Genomic DNA, 20,703 nt, shown 5'->3' with positions numbered 1-20,703 from the left:
GGGAAATGGCCGGTTTTCTCCTGCCACTCTCCATAAATGATCTGACACAACATCCTTCATGCTGCGTTGAAGCGGCAGGCGGGCATGTCCCCGTGAACTTGAATAAATTCAGTAGCTGGGGACGGACAAACGCAGCCAACAACGCAGCAGCCTGAAGGATGGAGTGATTTACGCTTTACGCTCCGGCGCGCCATGCACCATGGTATAAGCGTAATCCACGCCCATCCCGTAGGCGCCGCTGTGTTCGCGCACCAGGTCCATTACCGCATCGTAGGTCGCTTTGCGCGACCAGTCGCGCTGGTACTCCAGCAGCACCTGCTGCCAGGTCACCGGCACCGCCCCCGCCTGCACCATCCGGTCAATAGACCGCTCATGGGCGTCGACAGAGGTGCCGCCGGAGGTATCCGTCACTACATAGACCTCGTAGCCCGCCTCCAGCGCCATCAACGCCGGGAAGGTCAGGCAGACTTCGGTCCACAGAGCGGAGATCACCAGCTTTTTACGGCCGGTCGCTTTCACCGCTGCCACAAACGCATCATCTTCCCAGGAGTTCATGGAGGTACGTTCAATCGGCTTGACATCAGGATGCACGGCCAATAATTCCGGCCAGATATAGCCGCTAAAGCTTTTGGTCTCTACGGAGGTATAAATCACCGGTACATTAAAAATTTTGCCCGCTTTCGCCAGCGCCACGGTGTTATTTTTCAGGGTCTGGCGATCGATATTCGCCACGCCAAAGGACATTTGCGGCTGATGGTCAATAAAGATAAGCGCGGAATTAGTGGGATCGAGCAGTTCACGAATAGACATTAAATACCTTCTTAATCAATTAGTTAAAAAGATGACATGATGATTAATGCGTCGTGTGGATCCTGACTGATAAAGCATGGTGAGTATAGCCAGTTATTTCTAACAAGTTATTAAGGATTTTTTATGGTTTATATTTTTTGCCGCGACCAGGATTTATACACGCCTGTTTTAATCAAATTTTTACGCCAAACTGTTCTGATTTATTCACTGGCTTTGATTATTGCGCTTAGGTACAACAGAGAAAACAAATTAATGGATAGCTTCATATGCGCGTAAACTTTGATGTTTTGATGATCCTTGATGCCCTTGACCGCCACGGATCCTTCGCCACCGCCGCGGAGTCGCTGTATAAAACCCCCGCCGCTCTGAGCTATATGATCCAGAAGCTGGAGAGCGATCTGAACATCGTGCTGTTGGATCGTTCCGGCCATCGGGCAAAATTTACCGATACCGGCCGGCTGATGCTGGAGAAGGGGCGACAGCTTTTAAGTGCCGCCAGAGATCTGGAAAAGCAGGCCCAGCAGCTGAGCGCGGGCTGGGAGCGAGAGCTAGCCATCGCCCTTGACGCCTCATTTCCCTTTTCGGCTCTGCTGCCGCTGATCGCCGAGTTTTACGCGCAAAACCCACAGACGCGACTGAACTTCAGCCATCACACCCTCGCCGGTTCGTGGGAAGAGCTGACCCATCATGGGGCGGATATTATCCTCGGCGCCATCAATGAGCCGCCCACCTCCGCGGAGTGGTCATGGCAAACCCTCGGCGCGTTGGATAACATCTTCGTCGTCGCCCCCCATCACCCGCTGGCTCAGGCGAAGGAGCCACTGGCCAATAAACAGCTCAGCCAGCATCGGGCCATCGTGATCCGCGACAGCGCCCGCTATTGCCATCCGCTCAACAGCAATCTCCTCGACGAGCAGCCGCAAATCGGCGTCGATGATTTCGCCAGTAAAGTCGAACTATTGTGCGCCGGGCTGGGCTGCGGCTTTCTGCCGCGCCATATCGCTCGCCCGTGGCTGGTAAAAGGCAGTCTGGTGGAGAAAAGCGTCGCCTGCTGGCGGGAAAAGGATATTACCTATATGGCCTGGCGCAGCGGGAATGATGGGCTGGCTCAGCGCTGGTGGCGGGAGGCGCTCCTCCGCGGCGACCTGCTGAGCCAGCTCTACCATTAACGGCCGGACCAGACGTTGGCGGAGATGGCCGGGAGGGTCAGCACCCCGTCCTGGAAGGCGCCGGCGCCCTCCTGCAGCGTCCACCCGGCCACGTTCAGCAGCGGGGAATCTTCGATAACCACCTCGCAGGCTTCCCCGCGGTTAATCGCCACCAGCACCCGCTGCTGTTTGTAGACGCGGACAAACACCACCACGTTATCCTCGGCGTAAATCACCTGACAGCCGCCGTAGCGCAGCGCCTGGTGGGCCTTACGCAGTTTCGCCATCCGCTGATACAGCGCCAGCAGCTGGGTATCCTGCAGCGCCGGATCCCACGGGAACGGTTTGCGGCAGAACGGATCGTTATTGCCATCCACGCCCACCTCGTCGCCATAGTAGATGCACGGTACCCCCGGCCAGCTGAACAGCCACACCACCGCCAGCGGCAGGCGCGCTACGTCTTTGCCAAGAAGAGATTTAAAACGCGCCGTATCATGGCTGTCGAGCTGGTTGAACATCCGCAGCTGCTGCTGATGCGACAGCCCGGCACGATAATTATCCATCCACGCCATACAGGTCTGGGCGTCTATTTTCTGCGGATCGTAAGAGATATCGGTATTGGCGAGGAATCCCCAGATCGGGAAGGTGAAGCCGCGATAGTTCATCGCCGCGTCTTCGGCATCCGCCTGCAGCCACTGGCGCGCGTCGCCAAAATGTTCGCCAAAGACAAAAGCTTCCTGCTGCGCTTGCTTCGCCGCCTGGGTAATGCCGGCGATATGCTGCAGGTTATTCCGCGCCCCGCCGCCTTCGCCCAGCATATGCACCACGTCAAGACGCCAGCCGTCCATGCTCCATGGCGCCTTCAGCCAGTGGCGTACGATACTGTCTTCACCGGCATAGATCTCGTTGACCAGGCTGGTCGACCGATAGTCGAGCTTCGGCAGACTGGCATAGCCCAGCCAGTTGTGCGCCTGCCCCTCCTCTGAGAAGGTAAACCAGTCGCGCCACGGGGAGTCCGGATCGTGGCCGGCGCCGCCGCTGCCCTGCTGGTGACGGTCGAACCAGGGATGGGAATCGCCGGTATGGTTGAACACGCCGTCGAGGATCATGCGCATTCCCGCCCGCTGGGTGTTGTGGCGCAGCCGGAGCAGCGCCGCGTCGCCGCCAAACTGCGGATCGACGCGCCGATAATCCTCGGTATCGTATTTATGCACGCTGGGGGCGGCGAAAACCGGGTTCAGATATAGAGCGGTTACGCCGAGCTGCTTCAGGTAGGGAAGTTTTTCGCTGATGCCGTCGAGATCCCCGCCGTAGAACGTCGACCCGCCCGCCTCGCCGGTAAGCGGGTCGTCCCACGCCTTGCGCACAATCTCCCGTCCCGCCGCGTGATGGTAATAGACCGCATCCTGGTCGGCGTCACGCGCGGCGCTGCGGGCAAAGCGATCGGGGAAAATTTGATAGAACACCTGATCGGCCACCCACTGCGGGCCGGCGTCCGGCAGGTCAATGGCGAACTGCTCCAGTCGGGCCGGCGGGAATCGGGTGAAGCCTTGTGGCGTAAACCAGCGCTGATGGTCGGCCCACAGCAGCTTAAAGCTGTAGCGGCGGCGCGGCTGGCCGCTGGCGAGAGAGATTTCGCCGCGCCATGCCACCACGCCTGGCTGCGGCGCCTGGCGGAGCCGCTGCATCGGCAGCGACAGCTCTTCGTTATCCTCTTCCGCGCGCAGCGTGATCCGCTGCGGCAGCGACTCACCGCTTAACCACAGAGTAATAAACAGTCGGTCCTGTTGCACCTTAATAAAGGGTGCAACCGGAAGGTGCCATGCCTTCAACATCGTGAATCCTCATTGTGCAGAATGGGCACACCTTGCCATAGCCGCCGGGCGCAGAACTCATCATCTCAGAACTTTTTGGGGGAGGATAACGGGGGAGGACGCGGGACCGCAAGCCGCCCCGGCCGCGCGATGCTGACCGGGGCGATGTCGATTACTGAGCCTGCGCCAGGCGGCGCTCACGGCGGGTCTTAAAGACCCAGCCGAGCAGCAACAGCGCAATCCACGCCATACCGACGTACAGCGAGATGCGGGTGTCCGGATGATAGCCGATAAGGGCGATAATAAAGGCCAGGAACAGCAGGCCGATCACCGTGGTCACCACCCCGCCAGGGACTTTGAATTTCAGCGCCTTAACCTCTTCGGGCGACAGACGGCGGCGGAAGGCTATCTGTGACAGCAGGATCATAATCCACACCCACACCGTGGCGAAGGTGGCCAGGGAGGCGATCACCAGGAAAACGTTCTCCGGCATGATGTAATTTAGGTATACCGCAAACAGCAGCGCAATGGTCATCACCATCACCGTCACCCACGGAATACCGCGACGCGACGTTTTAGCGAACACCTTCGGCGCGCTGCCCTGCTCAGCCATGCCGTGCAGCATACGGCCCACGCCGAACACGTCGGAGTTAATCGCCGACAGCGAAGCCGTCAGGACCACGAAGTTAAGAATACTGGCCGCGAAGGTAATGCCCAGATGCTGGAAGGTCAGGACGAAGGGGCTGCCGTCGGTTCCCACCTGATTCCACGGGTAGATGGACATAATGACGAACAGCGTGCCGACGTAGAACACCAGAATGCGCATCGGCACCGAGTTGATGGCGCGCGGAATGGATTTCTCCGGGTCCTTCGCCTCACCGGCGGTAATGCCGATGATTTCGATGCCGCCGTAAGCGAACATCACCATCTGCAGCGACATCACCATTCCCAGCCAGCCGTTGCTGAAGAAGCCGCCGTTGCTCCACAGGTTATGAATCCCCGTCGGCTGGCCGCCGTTGCCGATCCCCCAGATAATGATGCCGAACCCGGCGAGGATCATGATGATAATGGTGGCCACTTTGAAGAACGAGAACCAGAACTCCAGCTCGCCAAACACCTTGACGCTCATCAGGTTGACGGCGCAGATGATCAGCACCACGCTGAGCACCCAGATCCAGTGCGGCACCGTCGGGAACCAGACGCCCATGTAGATGCCGAAGGCGGTAACGTCGGCGATGGCGACGATCAGGATTTCAAAGCAGTAGGTCCAGCCGGTGATATAGCCCGCCAGTCCGCCGAGGTTTTCCTGGGCATAGCGGGAGAATGAGCTGGCGGCAGGGTTATGCACCGACATCTCACCGAGCGCCCGCATAATGATATATGCCGCGACGCCGCCGATAATGTAGGCCAATAGTACGCTGGGTCCGGCCATTTTAATGGCGTCGGCCGAGCCGTAAAAAAGCCCGGTGCCGATGGCGGAACCCAGGGCCATAAAGCGAATGTGCCGGGTGCTTAGCCCGCGCTTAAGCTTGTTACTACTTTCCATCGTGGTTTTTCAATGCCGTTTAACACAAAAAATAAAAAACCACGGAACCCGAAGTCCCGTGGTTAAACGCTTGTCCTCACCGCCGGTTAATGCGCGCTGGAAGTCACCTGACGTCCGGCTGCGCGATCCCAGATCACCGCGAGAATGGTCATCACGGCGGTGGGCATCAGCCAGGCCAGGCCCTGCTCCGCCAGCGGCAGACGCGCGGTCCAGTCCGGCAGAATCGCGGCAAATGCCGATGACTTAATCCCGTCAATGATACCAAACATCAGGCTGATAAACATGGCCGGCGCGATAACGCGGGACGAATTATGCCACCAACTGCGGGTAAAGCTTAATACAACCAGTGCGATACACGGCGGATAGATAGCGGTCAGCACCGGAATCGATACCTGGATCAGATGGCTAAGGCCCAAATTGGAGACCGCCATGGAGAACAGGCCGAGAACAAAGACCAGCGTGCGATAGGAGAACGGCAGATACTGGGCAAAGAACTCAGCGCAGGCGCAGGTCAGGCCCACCGCCGTCACCAGGCAAGCGATGAAGATCAGCGCCGCCAGCAGGAAACTGCCCGCCCCGCCGAAGGTGTGCTGCACGTAGGCATGGAGGATCGCCGCGCCGTTGGCGGACTGATCCACGAGAGTAGCGCTGTCAGAGCCCAGACGGAACAGCGCCAGATACAGCAGGGTCAGGCCGACGCCCGCCATCAGACCAGCCCAGACGGTATAACGGGTCAACAGACGCGCTTCGCTGACGCCGCGTGAGCGAGCGGCATTAACAATCACGATGCCGAACACCATCGCGCCGAGGGTATCCATGGTCAGGTAGCCGTTGACGAAGCCATTGGAGAATGGCGCCGTACGATACGCTTCCAGCGCGTCGCTGATCGGGCCCGCTGGCCAGATGATGGCGGCGACCGCCAGCACAATCAGGGCGATAATTTTCAGCGGCGCAAGGAAATTGCCCACGGTGTCCAGCAGTTTGCCCGGATAGAGGGAGACCAGAATCACCAGCGCGAAGTAAATAACGCTGTAGATCAGCAGCGGCAGCGGGCCGTCGCCGGTCAGCGGCGCAATACCGACCTCAAAGGAGACGGTCGCGGTACGCGGCGTCGCGAACAGCGGTCCTACCGCGAGATAGCACACCACCGCCAGCAGGATACCGGCCACTTTACCAATCGGGGTGCTCAGGCTTTCAACGCCGCCGCCGACTTTCGCCAGCGCCACCACCGTCAGCACCGGCAGACCCACCGCAGTGATCAGGAAGCCGATCGCCGCCGTCCAGACGTGCTCGCCCGCCTGTAAGCCAACCATCGGAGGGAAAATAATGTTGCCTGCGCCAACGAACAACGCGAAGGTCATAAAGCCCAACGCTATGATGTCGCGAGATTTTAACTGATGGGTCATAAATTCATTACTGCCTGTGGATGTGGTGTTGTAAAAAAAATGGAAAAATACCGCGCTCCCCTCTCAGGGACGATACAGCGGCCATTGCCGGTAAACTCAGCGAGATATGCTCCCGAAGCGGCGTGGGAAAGAATTGTTTTTGGTATTACCACGCAAAAGCAGTCTGTCATCGACTGCGCAGGCGCAATTTAAACGCTTATAACGTTTTAAAGCAAGGCACGATCGCAAAAGCAGATGATTATGCTGGTTATGTCTTTCACACCAGTATCATTTACCATATTGATAGAAAGCCCGTGGCTTATCATGCGAACAAAAAAGCAGCGCGCGCTCATTAAATAGGCGAGAAAAAACGACTGCCAATGAAAATGACCAGCTGAAGCTGGTCATTGGCAAGATAAACTGACAGCGCGTCGATCAGGCGTCATTTTTGGCAATTAATCGTTCCGGGAGCAGGAAGCTAAAGCGGGTTCCCTTGCCCACCGTGCTGTCTATTTCCAGCCGGCTGTCATGATGGTTAACCGCGTGTTTGACGATCGCCAGTCCCAGGCCACTGCCCCCCGTTTGCCGGGAACGGGCTTTATCCACCCGATAAAAACGCTCGGTCAGACGGGGAATATGCTCTGGCGCAATGCCTGGCCCGTTATCCTCGACGCTGAACAGCGCTCCCTGCGGGGTCCGCTGCCAGCTGACGCGAATTTCGGTCCCCGGCGGGGTGTGGTTCACCGCGTTATAGACCAGGTTGGAGATGGCGCTGCGCAGCTGCTCCTCATTACCCAGCACCTTGAGCTGCTCATCGACGGTGAAGATCAGCGTCTGTTTCTCCTGGCTGAGAGTTTGCGCCTCGCGCTCCACCACCCGCAGCATCATCGGCACGTCGATGCGATCATTCATCGCCAGCGCCGGCGCGGCTTCAATACGCGACAGCGTCAGCAGCTGCTTCACCAGGCCTTCCATACGTTGAGTTTGCTCCCGCATGGTGTGCAGGGCTTTTTCTCGGGTCGCCCCCTCCAGCACCTGCTCCTGCATCATCTCCAGATAGCCCTGCAGCACCGTCAGTGGGGTGCGCAACTCATGGCTGACGTTGGCGAAAAAGTTCCGCCGCGCCCCTTCCAGCTGATGCATCTGCGTCACGTCGCGCGCCACCATCAGCCACTGCTTGTCGCTGTAGGGCATCACGCGAATTTCCAGATGACGGGCGTTATTCAGCACCAGATTGAGCGGCTTTGAAAAATCGCGTTGTTTCAGATAGTTGGCGAACTCGGGATAGCGCAGAAGGTTAAGAATGTTTTGGCCACTGTCGTCCGGCCAGCGCAGGTTTAGAATCTGCTGCGCCAGGCCATTACACCAGAAAATAGCCCCCTCTTCCGTGGTCAGGACGACCGCATCCGGTAGCGATTCCGCCCCGCTGCGAAAGCGTTTAATCAGGCTTCCCAGCTCGCGCCGACGCTTTTTATTACGCATCTGCATCTGGTGCAGACCATACAGCAGCGGCTCCCAACTGCCGCGGCCAGGCGGAGGAGTCATGCTCCGGTCCACCCACAGCCACCACGACAGGCGCATCAAATTCCAGAAATGCCAGATCAGCAAACCGGTCACTGCCGCCAGTAAAAACCACGGCAGATGACCCACAAACGCCCCCAGAATCAGGGCCGGAATACACGCTAAAAAGAGCTCCAGCGCCAGCCTTTTCCATGACAGCCGTTCCAGCACGGGTCACACTCCTGTCAAAATTCAGAAACGGGCGGAGAAACGATACCCCGTGCCGCGAACCGTTTGCACCATACGATCATGGCCACTGTGTTCCAGCGCTTTGCGCAGGCGGCGAATATGGACGTCCACCGTGCGGTCTTCCACATAAACGTTGGTCCCCCAGACGTGGTTCAGCAGCTGTTCGCGGCTGTACACCCGCTCCGGATGGGTCATAAAGAAGTGCAATAATTTAAATTCCGTCGGTCCCATATCCAGCGGACTGTCGCCGGTCATTACCCGGTGCGATGAAGGGTCGAGGCTCAGCCCCTGCATTTCGATCACCTCTTCCACCGCCATCGGTGAAATACGGCGCATCACCGCTTTGATTCGCGCCACCAGCTCTTTCGGAGAGAAAGGCTTGGTGATGTAGTCATCCGCGCCGGTCTCCAGGCCGCGAACGCGATCCTCTTCTTCTCCACGCGCGGTCAGCATCACTACCGGAATATCCCGCGTCATCGCCTCGCGCTTGAGCAGTTTAATAAACTGCAGCCCCGAACCGCCCGGCAGCATCCAGTCCAGGAGAATCAAATCAGGCCAGGGTTCATTGAGTTGATTCACCGCGCTGTCATAATCTTCCGCTTCGACAGGCTGAAAGCCATTTTGCTCCAGAACAAAGCAGACCATTTCGCGGATTGGAGCTTCATCTTCAACGACCAGAATTCTTCTCGCCATTATTTACCCTGTGTTTTTTAGCCATCAGTATAGAAGTGCGGCGTCATTATGCGTCACTTTTGTGACAGATTTATGAAAAAAATGACCGTCTGATGATCGGGTATTTTGAAGCACGACGCGGACTTACCCCTCACTAACAAGTGGTATACTGCCGCCCATGCTTTTTTCGCTAGGGAAGATTTATGCGCCTCCTTCACACCTCCGACTGGCACCTGGGCCAGAATTTTTACAGCAAAAGCCGCGCGGCCGAACACGACGCTTTTCTTACCTGGCTACTGGACCGCGCGCAGGAGCATGAAGTCGACGCCATTATCGTGGCTGGCGATATTTTTGATACCGGCTCGCCGCCGAGCTACGCCCGCGAACTGTATAACCGTTTCGTCGTCCAGTTGCAGCAGACCGGCTGTCGCCTGGTGGTGCTGGCGGGCAACCACGACTCGGTGGCGATGCTCAATGAATCCCGCGATATCCTCGCCTTTTTACACACCACCGTGGTGGCGAACGCCGGCTACGCGCCGATTGAGCTGCCGCTGCGCGACGGCACGCCGGGCGCCATCTTCTGTCCGGTGCCGTTTTTACGCCCGCGCGAGCTGGTGACCAGCCAGGCCGGTCACTCCGGTCGGGAAAAACAGCAGCTGCTGCTGCACGCCATCAGCGACTATTATCAGGAGCAGTATCAGCAGGCCTGCGCGCTGCGCGGCGATCGGCCGCTGCCCATCATTGCCAGCGGCCATCTGACCACCGTCGGCGCCAGCAAAAGCGATGCCGTCCGCGACATTTACATCGGCACACTGGATGCCTTTCCGGCGCAACACTTCCCCCCTGCCGACTACATTGCGCTGGGCCATATTCACCGGGCGCAGATGGTCGGCGGCTGCGAGCATATCCGCTACAGCGGCTCGCCGCTGCCGCTGAGCTTCGATGAAACCGGCAAAGCGAAATCGGTGCATCTGGTGAGCTTTAGCGAGGGGCGACTTAGCGCCGTGGAAACCCTGGAGGTGCCCGTGACCCAGCCTCTGGCGGTAATCAAAGGCGATCTGGCCGCCATCACCGCCCAGCTGGAGCAGTGGCGCGGCGTCGAGCAGGACCCGCCGGTGTGGCTGGATATCGAAATCACCACCGAGGACTATCTGCACGATATTCAGCGGCATATTCAGGCGCTGACGGAGGATCTGCCGGTGGAAGTGCTGCTGGTGCGCCGCAGCCGCGAGCAGCGCGAGAAAATACTGCTCAACGCCCAGCGGGAGACGCTCAGTGAACTGAAGGTGGAGGAGGTTTTCGAGCGCCGGCTGGCGCTGACCGAAATTGACGATATGAAGCGCGCCCGGCTGCATGAGCTGTTCGCCCATACGGTGCATACGCTCACCGCGGAGGACGAAAACGCATGAAAATCCTCAGTCTGCGTCTGAAAAACCTCAACTCCCTGAAAGGGGAATGGAAGATAGACTTTACCGCCGAGCCGTTCGCCAGCAATGGCCTGTTCGCCATTACCGGCGCCACCGGGGCCGGGAAAACCACGCTGCTCGATGCCATTTGCCTGGCGCTCTATCATGAAACGCCGCGCCTGAACAAGGTCTCCCAGTCGCAAAACGACCTGATGACCCGCGATACCGCCGAGTGTCTGGCGGAAGTCGAGTTTGAAGTAAAAGGCATCGCCTACCGCGCTTTCTGGAGCCAGAACCGGGCCCGTAACCAGCCGGATGGCAATCTGCAGGCGCCCCGCGTCGAGCTGGCGCGCTGCGCTGACGGCAAAATCCTCGCCGATAAAGTCTCGGACAAGCTGGAGCAAACCGCGACGCTTACCGGCCTCGACTATGGTCGCTTCACCCGCTCGATGCTGCTTTCCCAGGGGCAATTTGCCGCCTTCCTGAACGCGAAGCCGAGCGATCGCGCGGAGCTGCTGGAGGAGCTGACCGGCACGGAAATCTACGGCCAGATTTCAGCCATGGTCTACGAACAGCACAAAGCCGCTCGCCACGCGCTGGAGAAGTTCGAAGCCCAGGCGGCGGGCATCGTCCTGTTGACGGAGGCCCAGCAGCAGGCGCTGCAGGAAAGTTTGCAGGTACTTACTGACGAAGAAAAAGCCCTGCTGGCCCAGCAGCAGAGCCAGCAGCAGCAGCTCCAGTGGCTGACCCGCCGCGACGAGCTGGCGCAGCAGCAGCAGCAGGCCGCCACCCGGCAGCAGCAGGCCCGCCAGGCACTGGCGGACGCCGCCCCGGCGCTGGCGAAGCTTGAGCTGGCCCAGCCCGCCGCCCAACTGCGTCCCCTGTGGGAGCGCCAGCAGGAGCAGACGGCAGGCCTGGCGCAAACCCGGCAGCGGATCAGTGAAGTAAATGCTCGCTTACTTGCCAGCACGGCGCTGCGCGCGCGCATCCGCCAGGGCGCCTTGCGCGCTCAGCAGCAGCGTCAGGCTGAACTGGCCGATCTGGCGCAGTGGCTGGCCGCCCATAAGCGTTTCCGCTTATGGGGTCAGGAGATCGCCGGCTGGCGAGCGCAATTCTCGCAACTGACGCGGGATAAACAACAGCTAACGGCTCAGAGCACCCGCCTGGCCGCGCTACGCCAGAAGCTGGCCACGCTGCCAGCCAGCCCTCTCACCCTGAGCGCGGATGACGTCGCCGCAGCGATAGAACAGCAAACCCAATCGCGGCCGCTGCGCCAGCGCCTGCTCTCCCTGCATGAACAGCATCAGCTGCTGCGCAAGCGTCTGCGCCAGAACGCCGAGAGCGTCCAGCAGGCGCAAGCGGAGCAGGTAAAACTTAACGCTACCCTGACGCTGCGCCGGGAACAATATAAAGACAAAAACCAGCACTATCTCGACCTGAAGGCGCTCTGCCAACGGGAAGAAACGATTAAAGACCTGGAAAGCTACCGCGACCGGCTCGAGGCGGGTAAGCCCTGTCCGCTGTGCGGCGCCTGTGAACACCCGGCGATTGAACAATACGCCTCGTTGACGCTCACGGATAATCAGCGCCGCCGCGATGCGCTGGAAAAGGAGGTCGCCGCGCTGAAAGAAGAAGGCCTGCTGATCCTCGGGCAGGTCAAGGCCCTGACGCAACAGCTCCAGCGTGACACCGAAGCGGCCGGGCGGCTCGCAGAGGAAGAGCAAGCGCTTACTAAAGCGTGGCAGGAGACCTGCGCCTCTCTGCACATCGCGCGGGATATTGCGCAAGAGATAAACGACTGGATGCAGGAGCAGGAGCGCTACGAGCAGCAGCTCTATCAGCTCAGCCAGCGCCTGATGTTGCAGAGTCAGCTTAACGATCAGCAGGCGCTGGAGCGCCAGGCCGAGCAGCAGCTGGCGGCCACGCGCCAGGGACTGGAGAGCGCCCTGCAGGCCCTGGCCCTGAGCCTGCCGGCAGAAGGGACAGAAGCCGCCTGGCTGCACGCTCGCGAAAGCGAATTTGCCCAGTGGCAGGCGCAACAGACCCAACATGATGCCATTCAGCAGCAAATCGCTGCTCTGCGGCCACTGCTGGAGACGCTGCCGACCAGCGACGAGACAGAGGTTGAAGCTGAGTCGGCCATCCCGGACAACTGGCGCGAAATCCACGAGGAATGCCTGTCGCTGCACAGCCAGCTTGTCGCCCAGCAGCAGCAGGAAACCCAGGAAAAGGCGCGTCTGGACCAGTCGCAGGCGCAATTCACCTCCGCCCTGGCCACCAGCCGCTTTAGCGATCGGGAGGCGTTCCTCGCCGCGCTGCTGGATGACGAGACCGCCCAGCGGCTGACGCAGTTAAAACAGACGCTGGAGCAGCAGCTTCAGCAGGCGGCCGCGCTCTGCGAGCAGGCGACCCGGCAACATGAGGCGCACCTGGCGCTGCGTCCGCAAGGGGTGGACGCTGACGTCCCCACCCTGCAAACCCAGCTGCACGCCCTGGCCCAGCGGCTGCGGGATAACACTACCCGCCAGGGTGAGATCCGCCAGCAGCTCAGGCAGGACGCAGAGAGCCGTCAACAGCAGCAGGCGCTGGGGCAGCAGATTGCAGAGGCGGCGCAGCTGGCGGACGACTGGGGCTATCTCAATTCGCTGATCGGCTCCAGCACCGGCGACCGGTTCCGCAAATTCGCCCAGGGGCTGACGCTGGATAATCTGGTCTGGCTGGCAAACCAGCAGCTCAACCGCCTGCATGGCCGCTATCTGCTACAGCGCAAGGCCAGCGAGGCGCTGGAGCTGGAGGTTGTCGATACCTGGCAGGCCGACGCCGTGCGCGACACCCGCACCCTCTCCGGCGGCGAAAGTTTCCTCGTCAGCCTGGCGCTGGCCCTGGCGCTGTCAGACCTGGTGAGCCATAAGACGCGGATTGACTCCCTGTTTCTTGATGAAGGCTTCGGCACCCTCGACAGCGAAACGCTGGACACGGCGCTGGACGCCCTGGATGCCCTTAACGCTAGCGGTAAGATTATCGGGGTGATCAGCCACGTGGAGGCGATGAAAGACCGCATTCCGGTGCAGATCAAAGTGAAGAAGATTAACGGCCTGGGCTATAGCCGGCTGGACAAAGCGTTTGCGGTGGAGTGAGGTCTGAATTATGGCGATGTCCCCTCACCCTAACCCTCTCCCGAGGGAGAGGGTTAGGGGGCGGGGAAGCGGTTCAGGTCCCCTGGAGCGGCCACAGCCAGGCCGCGCCGCGTACCCCGCTGGAGTCGCCGTGCATCGCTTTGCGGATCGGCGTTTCACACTCGCCGCCGAAGACCCACTGCTTCACCAGGTCCGGCACCGTCTGATACAGTCGTTCGACGTTGCTCATCCCACCGCCCAGCACGATAACGTCCGGGTCGAGGATATTCACCACGTGGGCCAGCGATTTCGCCAGCCGCTGTTCATAGCGGCTCAGCGCCAGTTCAGCCTTTTCGTCACCTTCTCCCACCAGGCGCATAATCTCGCTGCCGGTTAACCCTTGGCCGCTCAGCCGCTGATAGTCGGTGGCGAAACCGGTGCCGGAGATAAAGGTTTCGATACACCCCTGTTTGCCGCAGTAGCAAGGGACTTCCGCACGGTAGCGCAGCTCATCGTCGTTCATCCACGGCAATGGGTTATGTCCCCATTCGCCAGCGTTACCATTGCCGCCGATATGCGCCCGCCCGTTGAGCGCCACCCCGGCGCCGCAGCCGGTGCCGATAATCACCGCGAATACCGTTTGCGCCCCCGCCGCCGCGCCGTCCACCGCTTCCGACACCGCCAGACAGTTGGCATCGTTAGCCAGCCGGACTTCCCGCTCAAGGCGCAGGCTGAGGTCCTTATCAAAGGGCTGGCCGTTGAGCCAGGTCGAGTTGGCGTTTTTCACCACCCCGGTATAAGGCGAAATTGAGCCAGGAATGCCCATCCCCACGGTACCCTGCTGTCCGGTCGCCTGCTCGGCCATCTCCACCAGAGTGGCGATGGTCTCGATGGTTTGCCGGTAGTCCTCCCGCGGCGTGGGTAACCGGTGGCGAAACAGCTGCTCTCCCTGATCGCTCAGGGCTATCACTTCGGTTTTTGTTCCACCTAAATCAATACCAATACGCACGCTCAGCTCCTCACCCCGATTAACAATGCAAGCATAGCGACAATTCGCTATCATGCCCGCCTGATTTAACGACAAAGCCGTGGAAATTATCATGCTGTGGTTCAAAAATTTAATGGTTTACCGTCTCAGCCGCGATATCGAATTGCGCGCCGAGGAGATGGAAAAACAGCTGGCCGAGCTGACATTTACCCCTTGTGGCAGCCAGGATATGGCGAAAACCGGTTGGGTGTCGCCGATGGGATCGCACAGCGACGCGCTGACGCATACGGCAAACGGCCAGATCATTATCTGCGCGCGTAAAGAAGAGAAGATCCTGCCGTCGCCGGTGATTAAGCAGGCGCTGGAGGCAAAGATCCAGAAGCTGGAAGCCGATCAGGGCCGCAAGCTGAAGAAGACCGAGAAAGATTCCCTGAAAGATGAAGTGCTGCACTCGCTACTGCCGCGCGCCTTCAGCCGCTTCAGCCAGACAATGATGTGGATCGACACCGTCAACGGCCTGATCATGGTCGACTGCGCCAGCGCGAAGAAAGCGGAAGATACTCTGGCCCTGCTGCGTAAAACCCTCGGCTCGCTGCCGGTGGTGCCGCTGACCCTGGAGAATCCGATTGAGCTAACGCTGACCGAGTGGGTCCGCTCCGGCACCGTGGCGCAGGGCTTCCAGCTGCTGGACGAAGCCGAGCTGAAAGCGATGCTGGAAGATGGCGGCGTGATCCGCGCCAAGAAGCAGGATCTGGTTAGCGACGAAATCGCTGTACACATTGAGGCCGGGAAGGTTGTCACCAAGCTGGCGCTGGACTGGCAGCAGCGTATTCAGTTTGTGATCTGCGACGACGCGTCAATTAAGCGCCTCAAGTTCTGCGATGAACTGCGCGACCAAAACGAAGATATCGATCGGGAAGATTTCGCCCAGCGCTTTGACGCCGACTTTATCTTAATGACCGGCGAGCTGGCTGCCCTGATCCAAAGCCTGGTGGAAGGGCTCGGCGGCGAAGCGCAGCGCTAAGCGCCGCTTTCCTTCCTGCCGGGCAGGAAGGAAAAAACAACCCGGCGGCAGACGCCGGGCGTCACGCTGGCTTACAGATAGCGGCACAGATAAGAGGTTGGCTCAGCCACCTGCAGATGAAATTCGCTGTTGCCAGGCACATTGAAAACTTCGCCGGCAGCGTAAACTTTCCACTCAGTCTCACCCGGCAGCAGGACATTCAGCGCCCCGCTGACTACCGTCATCTCTTCCGGCTGCGCCGTACCAAAGGTGTATTCCCCTTCCGCCATCACGCCAACGCTGGCGCGACCGGTACTGCTGCTGGTGAAGCCAATGGATTTCACTTTTCCGTCAAAGTATTCATTGCTTTGAAGCATAAACAAGCCCTTCTGATCGTCGGTTAAAGGCTCAATATAGGGGGCGCTCCTTGCCCCTGTCACGCGAAATTAACACATTAGACCAATAGTTCTGCCGCCAGTCGGGAAACCAGCACATTCGACAGCAAAACCGGAACATCGAGGGCTTTTTGTAACACATCGCGATGATGCTGATAGTAACCGAGACAGTCGAGGACCAGCACGTCGGCGCCCTGCTCCAGCAGCGTTTTGCCGGCGGTTAATAGCTCGCTGTCGCTGCCGGTAAACGGATTGGCCAGCGCGTAGTATGGCGACTTTTCCAGCGAGAGCCACTTTTGCCGCTGCATGGGCATGATCTCTTCCACCGGCACGATCACCCCTACCTGGTGCCCATCGACGATCGATGCCACCAGCGGCGGGATGATCCGCTGCGGCTCGAGGAGGATCGCGTGGTGGGTGGTAAAACCGGTCAGCTGTTCGGAACTGAGCAGCAGGATCACATCATAATGTTGTCGATCCAGCATCGCGATCGCGCTGCGGACATCGCGTTCAATTTTCTGTCGCGACACCATCACCAACTGGTTATTACTGAGCAAGGTCAGGAGTCCTTTCTCGCCGTCACCTACGGCGTACTCGGCCATTACCTCGTCAGGCGTCATCTCGCCCAGCAGGCTGATGTGGGCGATCTGTTCTTCCCTGATATGTTCGGTCAGGAGCGGCAATACTCCCGCCAGCGGCACAACGCCGATGGTCAAAATTGCCATCGTTGCACTACTCATATCATGTACCTTTTCACAACCACTGCTTCAACACAGGCTTTCCACACACAGCATCCGCCCCCCTGGTGAGTAAAAATCAACCGTCGAGAAGCGTAGCAGCTCCACGCCGCGGTTGAATGTAAAGATTGCCGGGCGGCGGCGCCGTGCCTGAAAAATCCGTGTGTTAGATATTCATTAGTACGACTGATAAATAAAAAATGTGAGATACGCCCGATATTGCCAGCATGGCGGGCAATTCGGGCTCAGGGGGTTACGACTTGTCAGGATCTTCATAACGCCGTTTGGCATCCACGGCTTCCTGCTCGGTAGGATGTTCGCTGATAAGCGAATCAGGCTCAGGATAATCCGCACGGAGCTGATACCAGGTCACCGTCTGACCCTGAGGACCTTTCTCTACCGCAACCACGCGCGCTTCTCTCGGATATGGGGGCCTGTTTGGCATAGTTCTTCCTTCTTCTGGTAGCAGAACTATTAAGTATAGGCGCCCCTCGCCGCCTTAATGTAAGTAAATTCTTAACTTACCGGGGTTGCCGTCGCGCTGCACAGCATGGACATAATCTGCTCCACCACCCGATCCGGCGAGGCCGTGGCATCCACAATATGGTGGGCAGCGTCCCGGTATAACGCTTCGCGCTGCGCCAGCACCTCGCCCACTTCCTCGCGCACCGGTTTTCCGGTCAGCGTCGGCCGCTGTTCGGCTTTCGGGTAGGCTTCCAGACGGTCAATCAGCGCCGACACCGAGGCCTGCAGATAAATCACCACGCCATTCTCCCGCATAAACTGACGGTTACCTTCCGCCAGCACAATACCGCCGCCGGTGGCGATTACCGTATTCGGCAGGGTCACGGCCTTCAGCGACAGGGTCTCCAGTTCGCGAAAACGCGCCCACCCTTCCGCCTGCACGATCTCAGCCACCGTCCGCTGCTCATGGGCCTGTAGCCGATGATCGGTATCGGAGAACTGAAAATGCCGCGCTCGCGCCAGCGCATGGCCGACGGTGGTTTTACCGCAGCCGCGTGGCCCAATAAGAAAGATAGGCTGTGTCATAACCGAAGACCCCCTGGTTCCGTCTGTCGCAAAAAAATGAAAACGAAAGCACGTATTATCGCTGTCTGTCCCGCAATGCATACGTAAAGAAAAAATTACACAACTTCTTTACACCCCATTACCACGGTGAGAAGAGGGGCTATTAATGTAAACTTATCATTGCATTTAGTGTTTAACCAGCTTTACTTTCCGCTTGGCGTTATTTTTTATCCACCGCTGGCGTAAACGGTAACACATTTATGCATAGCTTTACGAAGCAACATATTTACAACATCATGTTTCAGAAGCACCCTGATGCCTATTCGACAGTGTGACAGAGGAATGTAACATGCAATCTGAAGAACAACGCCTTATTGATGGACTGTTTTCCCGGCTGAAAGAGGCTGAGGCGCACAGCGCATCGCGCGATGCCAGCGCCGAGGAGCGGATTGCCCAACACGTGAGCGCGCAGCCGGCGGCCCCCTACTATATGGCGCAAACCATTCTTATCCAGGAAGCCGCGATTAAACAGCTTAACGATCGCATCCAGGCGCTGGAGAGTCAGGTCAGCCAACTGCAGGCGGCAAAGCCCAGCAGCGGCGGCTTCCTCTCCGGCCTGTTTGGCGGTGGCGGCTCGTCACGCGGTTCTGACCCTATCCCGGGCGCGGAGCAATATGGTCGCCCGCAGGCCAGCGCTCAGCCGCAGTATACGCCACCACCGCAGCAGAACTATGCCCCGCAGGCTGCCGCACGCGGCGGCGGCTTTATGGCGGGCGCGCTGCAAACGGCCGCTGGCGTGGCAGGCGGCGTGGTGCTGGGCAATATGCTGACCAATATGTTCAGCGGCTCGCACCCGCAGGAGATCGTCAATATCATCGAAGAGAAGCCGCAGCCTGATGCCGCCTCCGCGCAGGACAGCATCGCGCAGGACACCACCGCAGGTGACGATCCGTTCCGCCAGGGAGACGATCAGTTCCTTGCCGACAATACCTGGAACGACGACTTCGACGCCGGCTTTGGCGACGATGATTTTGGCAGCGATGACGATAGCTGGGTTTAACCCTGGCGACGCTTAACCGCCAGCAACCACTTCTCCAGCTCGGCGGCAAACTGTTGCCGATCGCGCTGCGATAAACTATCCGGGCCGCCGGTCTGAACGCCGCTGGCCCGTAATGTCTCCATAAAATCCCGCATCGTCAGCCGCTCGCGGATCGTCGCCTCGCTGTAACGTTCCCCGCGCGGGTTCAGCGCCGCCCCGCCCTTCGCCAGCACCTCCGCCGCCAGCGGGATGTCGGCGGTGATCACTAAATCTCCCGCCGCGCACTGACGAACGATTTCGTTATCCGCCACGTCAAAACCCTGCTCAACCCGCAGGGTGCGGATGAAACGCGACGGCGGCACGCGCAGCGGCTGGTTCGCCACCAGCGTCAGCGGAGTCTGGGTCCGCTCTGCCGCGCGGAACAAAACCTCTTTAATCACGTTCGGACACGCGTCCGCATCCACCCAAATGGCCATGCCAGCTCCTGTTACCTGCAATAAGTGACGCCAATGTTACCTGCTTTTCTCCCCCAGGAAAGCGCCAGGATGGTAAGCTAATCAGATCGTAACGAAAAAAGCAGAGGGGAATGGTGATGGATAAGAAAATTGGCTTTATCGGCTGCGGCAATATGGGTAAGGCCATTCTGGGCGGACTGATCGCCAGCGGTCAGGTACAGCCGGGACAAATCTGGGTCTACACCCCGTCGCCGGACAAGGTTGCAGCTCTGCGCGACCAGTATGGCATCAACGCTGCCGGCAGCGCCCAGGAAGTGGCGCAGATTGCCGATATCGTCTTCGGCGCGGTTAAACCAGGGATCATGACCAAAGTGCTGGGCGATATCGCCTCCAGCCTGAATAAAGAGTCGCTGGTGGTCTCTATCGCCGCCGGCGTTACGCTTGAGCAGCTGGCGCGCGCCCTTGGCCACGATCGCAAAATCATTCGCGCGATGCCGAATACGCCGTCGCTGGTTAACGCCGGTATGACCTCCGTCACGCCTAACGCCCTGGTGAGCAGCGAAGATGTTGCCGAAGTGCTGACTATTTTCCGTTGCTTTGGCCAGGCGGAGCAAATTGCCGAGCCGATGATCCATCCGGTGGTGGGGGTAAGCGGTTCGGCGCCGGCCTATGTCTTTATGTTTATCGAAGCGATGGCTGATGCCGCCGTCCTCGGCGGAATGCCGCGCGCTCAGGCCTATAAATTCGCCGCCCAGGCGGTGATGGGTTCCGCCAAAATGGTGCTGGAGAGCGGAGAACACCCAGGGGCGCTGAAAGATATGGTCTGTTCCCCTGGCGGGACCACCATCGAAGCCGTGCGCGTGCTGGAAGAGAAAGGGTTCCGCTCGGCGGTAATCGAAGCCATCACCCAGTGTATGGAAAAATCAGAGAAATTGAGCCGCTCCTGAAGCTGAGCTGGCGGGCTTCAAGCCCTGATAGGTTAAAGAACAAGGGAGCGCGTGCGCTCCCTTTTTTTCAGGCTTTCTTCAGGCAGCTACTCATGAAGGTACTGCGTTCATCACCCTTCAGTGATTTCGCCGTGGCCGCTTTGCTGCAGTCGCTCATTTTCTGCTGCTGAGGGGTGAGCGCCTTTCCCTGCGAGGTCGTGGTCTCTTTTTTCAGACACTGGCTCATAAAGGTTTTGCGCTCCTCACCTTTCAGCATTTTGGCTGACGCTTGCTGATTGCAGTCTGTCATCCTTTGCTGCTGAGGAGTGGGCGTTTTTTCTGCCGCGCCAACCGCGCTGATAAAGATCAAGCCAAATAGTAGGGTCATCAATAAAGTTATTTTCATCGCACCATCCTTCTGTGAGTGGAACGTTGTAAGTCTGGACGCAGATAGAAAAAAAACCAGCCGGTGACGCAATTTCGCC

Annotated in this window: 19 protein-coding genes; 6 read left to right on the top strand and 13 right to left on the bottom strand. The window is 59.0% G+C overall.

Features of this window, described 5'->3' with window-relative positions:
- Positions 1-168 precede the first annotated feature (168 nt).
- Positions 169-810 (bottom strand): hydrolase, encoded by a 642-nt coding sequence (locus KHQ23_RS02800; protein ID WP_002890357.1) that lies wholly within the window; start codon positions 808-810, stop codon positions 169-171.
- Between the two features lie 266 nt (positions 811-1,076).
- On the opposite strand from KHQ23_RS02800, the gene KHQ23_RS02795 reads away from it, so the two are divergent.
- On the top strand, positions 1,077-1,979 hold the full coding sequence (locus KHQ23_RS02795) for a LysR substrate-binding domain-containing protein (RefSeq protein ID WP_002890353.1): 903 nt from the start codon (positions 1,077-1,079) through the stop codon (positions 1,977-1,979).
- Here the strand turns inward: KHQ23_RS02795 and malZ are convergent.
- The 5 genes from malZ to phoB form a co-directional block, all read right to left on the bottom strand.
- Positions 1,976-3,793: a maltodextrin glucosidase gene (gene malZ, locus KHQ23_RS02790; protein WP_012737488.1), complete on the bottom strand. Its 1,818-nt coding sequence runs from the start codon at positions 3,791-3,793 to the stop codon at positions 1,976-1,978. The two genes, KHQ23_RS02795 and malZ, sit on opposite strands and share 4 nt — an antisense overlap.
- Positions 3,794-3,944: 151 nt before the next feature.
- The gene (gene proY, locus KHQ23_RS02785) at positions 3,945-5,318 is read right to left on the bottom strand and encodes a proline-specific permease ProY (protein ID WP_002890348.1); all 1,374 of its coding nucleotides are present in this window, start codon (positions 5,316-5,318) and stop codon (positions 3,945-3,947) included.
- 86 nt (positions 5,319-5,404) lie between these two features.
- Positions 5,405-6,724 (bottom strand): branched-chain amino acid transporter carrier protein BrnQ, encoded by a 1,320-nt coding sequence (gene brnQ, locus KHQ23_RS02780; protein ID WP_004144627.1) that lies wholly within the window; start codon positions 6,722-6,724, stop codon positions 5,405-5,407.
- Between the two features lie 414 nt (positions 6,725-7,138).
- Positions 7,139-8,434 (bottom strand): phosphate regulon sensor histidine kinase PhoR, encoded by a 1,296-nt coding sequence (phoR, locus tag KHQ23_RS02775; protein ID WP_002890344.1) that lies wholly within the window; start codon positions 8,432-8,434, stop codon positions 7,139-7,141.
- 21 nt (positions 8,435-8,455) lie between these two features.
- Entirely contained in the window at positions 8,456-9,145 is a 690-nt protein-coding gene (gene phoB, locus KHQ23_RS02770; RefSeq protein WP_002890343.1) for a phosphate response regulator transcription factor PhoB, read from the bottom strand.
- Between the two features lie 182 nt (positions 9,146-9,327).
- On the opposite strand from phoB, the gene sbcD reads away from it, so the two are divergent.
- On the top strand, positions 9,328-10,533 hold the full coding sequence (gene sbcD / locus KHQ23_RS02765; protein ID WP_004178728.1) for an exonuclease subunit SbcD: 1,206 nt from the start codon (positions 9,328-9,330) through the stop codon (positions 10,531-10,533).
- On the top strand, positions 10,530-13,667 hold the full coding sequence (gene sbcC / locus KHQ23_RS02760; protein WP_211652572.1) for an exonuclease subunit SbcC: 3,138 nt from the start codon (positions 10,530-10,532) through the stop codon (positions 13,665-13,667). The genes sbcD and sbcC overlap by 4 nt, the downstream gene beginning before the upstream one ends.
- A 73-nt stretch (positions 13,668-13,740) precedes the next feature.
- On the opposite strand, the gene mak is transcribed toward sbcC, so the two are convergent.
- Positions 13,741-14,655 carry a fructokinase gene (gene mak / locus KHQ23_RS02755; protein WP_032421061.1) on the bottom strand — a complete coding sequence of 305 codons (915 nt, stop codon included), beginning with the start codon at positions 14,653-14,655 and terminating at the stop codon, positions 13,741-13,743.
- A 91-nt stretch (positions 14,656-14,746) separates the two neighbouring features.
- On the opposite strand from mak, the gene rdgC reads away from it, so the two are divergent.
- Complete coding sequence (gene rdgC / locus KHQ23_RS02750; protein WP_002890285.1) at positions 14,747-15,658, top strand: recombination-associated protein RdgC; 912 nt, start codon at positions 14,747-14,749, stop codon at positions 15,656-15,658.
- A gap of 71 nt (positions 15,659-15,729) precedes the next feature.
- Here rdgC and ppnP read toward each other — a convergent pair whose 3' ends face one another.
- The 4 genes from ppnP to aroL form a co-directional block, all read right to left on the bottom strand.
- Positions 15,730-16,014 (bottom strand): pyrimidine/purine nucleoside phosphorylase, encoded by a 285-nt coding sequence (ppnP, locus tag KHQ23_RS02745; protein WP_002890284.1) that lies wholly within the window; start codon positions 16,012-16,014, stop codon positions 15,730-15,732.
- A 77-nt stretch (positions 16,015-16,091) separates the two neighbouring features.
- Positions 16,092-16,772: an AroM family protein gene (locus KHQ23_RS02740; protein WP_004144619.1), complete on the bottom strand. Its 681-nt coding sequence runs from the start codon at positions 16,770-16,772 to the stop codon at positions 16,092-16,094.
- Between the two features lie 250 nt (positions 16,773-17,022).
- Complete coding sequence (locus KHQ23_RS02735) at positions 17,023-17,214, bottom strand: YaiA family protein (RefSeq protein WP_002890278.1); 192 nt, start codon at positions 17,212-17,214, stop codon at positions 17,023-17,025.
- Positions 17,215-17,285: 71 nt separating this feature from the next.
- A complete protein-coding gene (gene aroL, locus KHQ23_RS02730) occupies positions 17,286-17,819 on the bottom strand; it encodes a shikimate kinase AroL (protein ID WP_002890276.1) in 534 nt (177 codons plus the stop codon).
- 328 nt (positions 17,820-18,147) lie between these two features.
- Between aroL and KHQ23_RS02725 the strand changes: the two genes are divergently transcribed.
- On the top strand, positions 18,148-18,858 hold the full coding sequence (locus KHQ23_RS02725) for a DUF2076 domain-containing protein (protein WP_002890273.1): 711 nt from the start codon (positions 18,148-18,150) through the stop codon (positions 18,856-18,858).
- Here the strand turns inward: KHQ23_RS02725 and KHQ23_RS02720 are convergent.
- A complete protein-coding gene (locus KHQ23_RS02720) occupies positions 18,855-19,313 on the bottom strand; it encodes a YaiI/YqxD family protein (protein WP_004893944.1) in 459 nt (152 codons plus the stop codon). The two genes, KHQ23_RS02725 and KHQ23_RS02720, sit on opposite strands and share 4 nt — an antisense overlap.
- 116 nt (positions 19,314-19,429) lie before the next feature.
- Between KHQ23_RS02720 and proC the strand changes: the two genes are divergently transcribed.
- A complete protein-coding gene (gene proC / locus KHQ23_RS02715; RefSeq protein WP_023341086.1) occupies positions 19,430-20,239 on the top strand; it encodes a pyrroline-5-carboxylate reductase in 810 nt (269 codons plus the stop codon).
- A 67-nt stretch (positions 20,240-20,306) separates the two neighbouring features.
- Here the strand turns inward: proC and KHQ23_RS02710 are convergent, their stop codons facing one another.
- Positions 20,307-20,624, bottom strand: coding sequence for a PsiF family protein (locus tag KHQ23_RS02710; protein ID WP_002890225.1), 318 nt, complete (start codon positions 20,622-20,624; stop codon positions 20,307-20,309).
- Between the last annotated feature and the right edge of the window lie 79 nt (positions 20,625-20,703).

The organism is Klebsiella sp. 64 (assembly GCF_018223915.1).
In the GTDB taxonomy this organism is placed as follows: domain Bacteria; phylum Pseudomonadota; class Gammaproteobacteria; order Enterobacterales; family Enterobacteriaceae; genus Klebsiella; species Klebsiella pneumoniae.
This window is presented reverse-complemented; position numbering and strand designations above follow the sequence as displayed.

What these genes read in the sequence shown, in the direction of transcription:
- rdgC (WP_002890285.1), top strand. Translation starts at nt 14,747, where the DNA reads ATGCTGTGGTTCAAAAATTTAATGGTTTACCGTCTCAGCCGCGATATC.
- sbcC (WP_211652572.1), top strand. Translation starts at nt 10,530, where the DNA reads ATGAAAATCCTCAGTCTGCGTCTGAAAAACCTCAACTCCCTGAAAGGG.
- KHQ23_RS02795 (WP_002890353.1), top strand. Translation starts at nt 1,077, where the DNA reads ATGCGCGTAAACTTTGATGTTTTGATGATCCTTGATGCCCTTGACCGC.
- KHQ23_RS02740 (WP_004144619.1), bottom strand. Translation starts at nt 16,772, where the DNA reads ATGAGTAGTGCAACGATGGCAATTTTGACCATCGGCGTTGTGCCGCTG.
- aroL (WP_002890276.1), bottom strand. Translation starts at nt 17,819, where the DNA reads ATGACACAGCCTATCTTTCTTATTGGGCCACGCGGCTGCGGTAAAACC.
- KHQ23_RS02720 (WP_004893944.1), bottom strand. Translation starts at nt 19,313, where the DNA reads ATGGCCATTTGGGTGGATGCGGACGCGTGTCCGAACGTGATTAAAGAG.
- phoB (WP_002890343.1), bottom strand. Translation starts at nt 9,145, where the DNA reads ATGGCGAGAAGAATTCTGGTCGTTGAAGATGAAGCTCCAATCCGCGAA.
- sbcD (WP_004178728.1), top strand. Translation starts at nt 9,328, where the DNA reads ATGCGCCTCCTTCACACCTCCGACTGGCACCTGGGCCAGAATTTTTAC.
- malZ (WP_012737488.1), bottom strand. Translation starts at nt 3,793, where the DNA reads ATGTTGAAGGCATGGCACCTTCCGGTTGCACCCTTTATTAAGGTGCAA.
- KHQ23_RS02800 (WP_002890357.1), bottom strand. Translation starts at nt 810, where the DNA reads ATGTCTATTCGTGAACTGCTCGATCCCACTAATTCCGCGCTTATCTTT.
- proC (WP_023341086.1), top strand. Translation starts at nt 19,430, where the DNA reads ATGGATAAGAAAATTGGCTTTATCGGCTGCGGCAATATGGGTAAGGCC.
- KHQ23_RS02710 (WP_002890225.1), bottom strand. Translation starts at nt 20,624, where the DNA reads ATGAAAATAACTTTATTGATGACCCTACTATTTGGCTTGATCTTTATC.
- ppnP (WP_002890284.1), bottom strand. Translation starts at nt 16,014, where the DNA reads ATGCTTCAAAGCAATGAATACTTTGACGGAAAAGTGAAATCCATTGGC.
- KHQ23_RS02725 (WP_002890273.1), top strand. Translation starts at nt 18,148, where the DNA reads ATGCAATCTGAAGAACAACGCCTTATTGATGGACTGTTTTCCCGGCTG.
- KHQ23_RS02735 (WP_002890278.1), bottom strand. Translation starts at nt 17,214, where the DNA reads ATGCCAAACAGGCCCCCATATCCGAGAGAAGCGCGCGTGGTTGCGGTA.
- brnQ (WP_004144627.1), bottom strand. Translation starts at nt 6,724, where the DNA reads ATGACCCATCAGTTAAAATCTCGCGACATCATAGCGTTGGGCTTTATG.
- proY (WP_002890348.1), bottom strand. Translation starts at nt 5,318, where the DNA reads ATGGAAAGTAGTAACAAGCTTAAGCGCGGGCTAAGCACCCGGCACATT.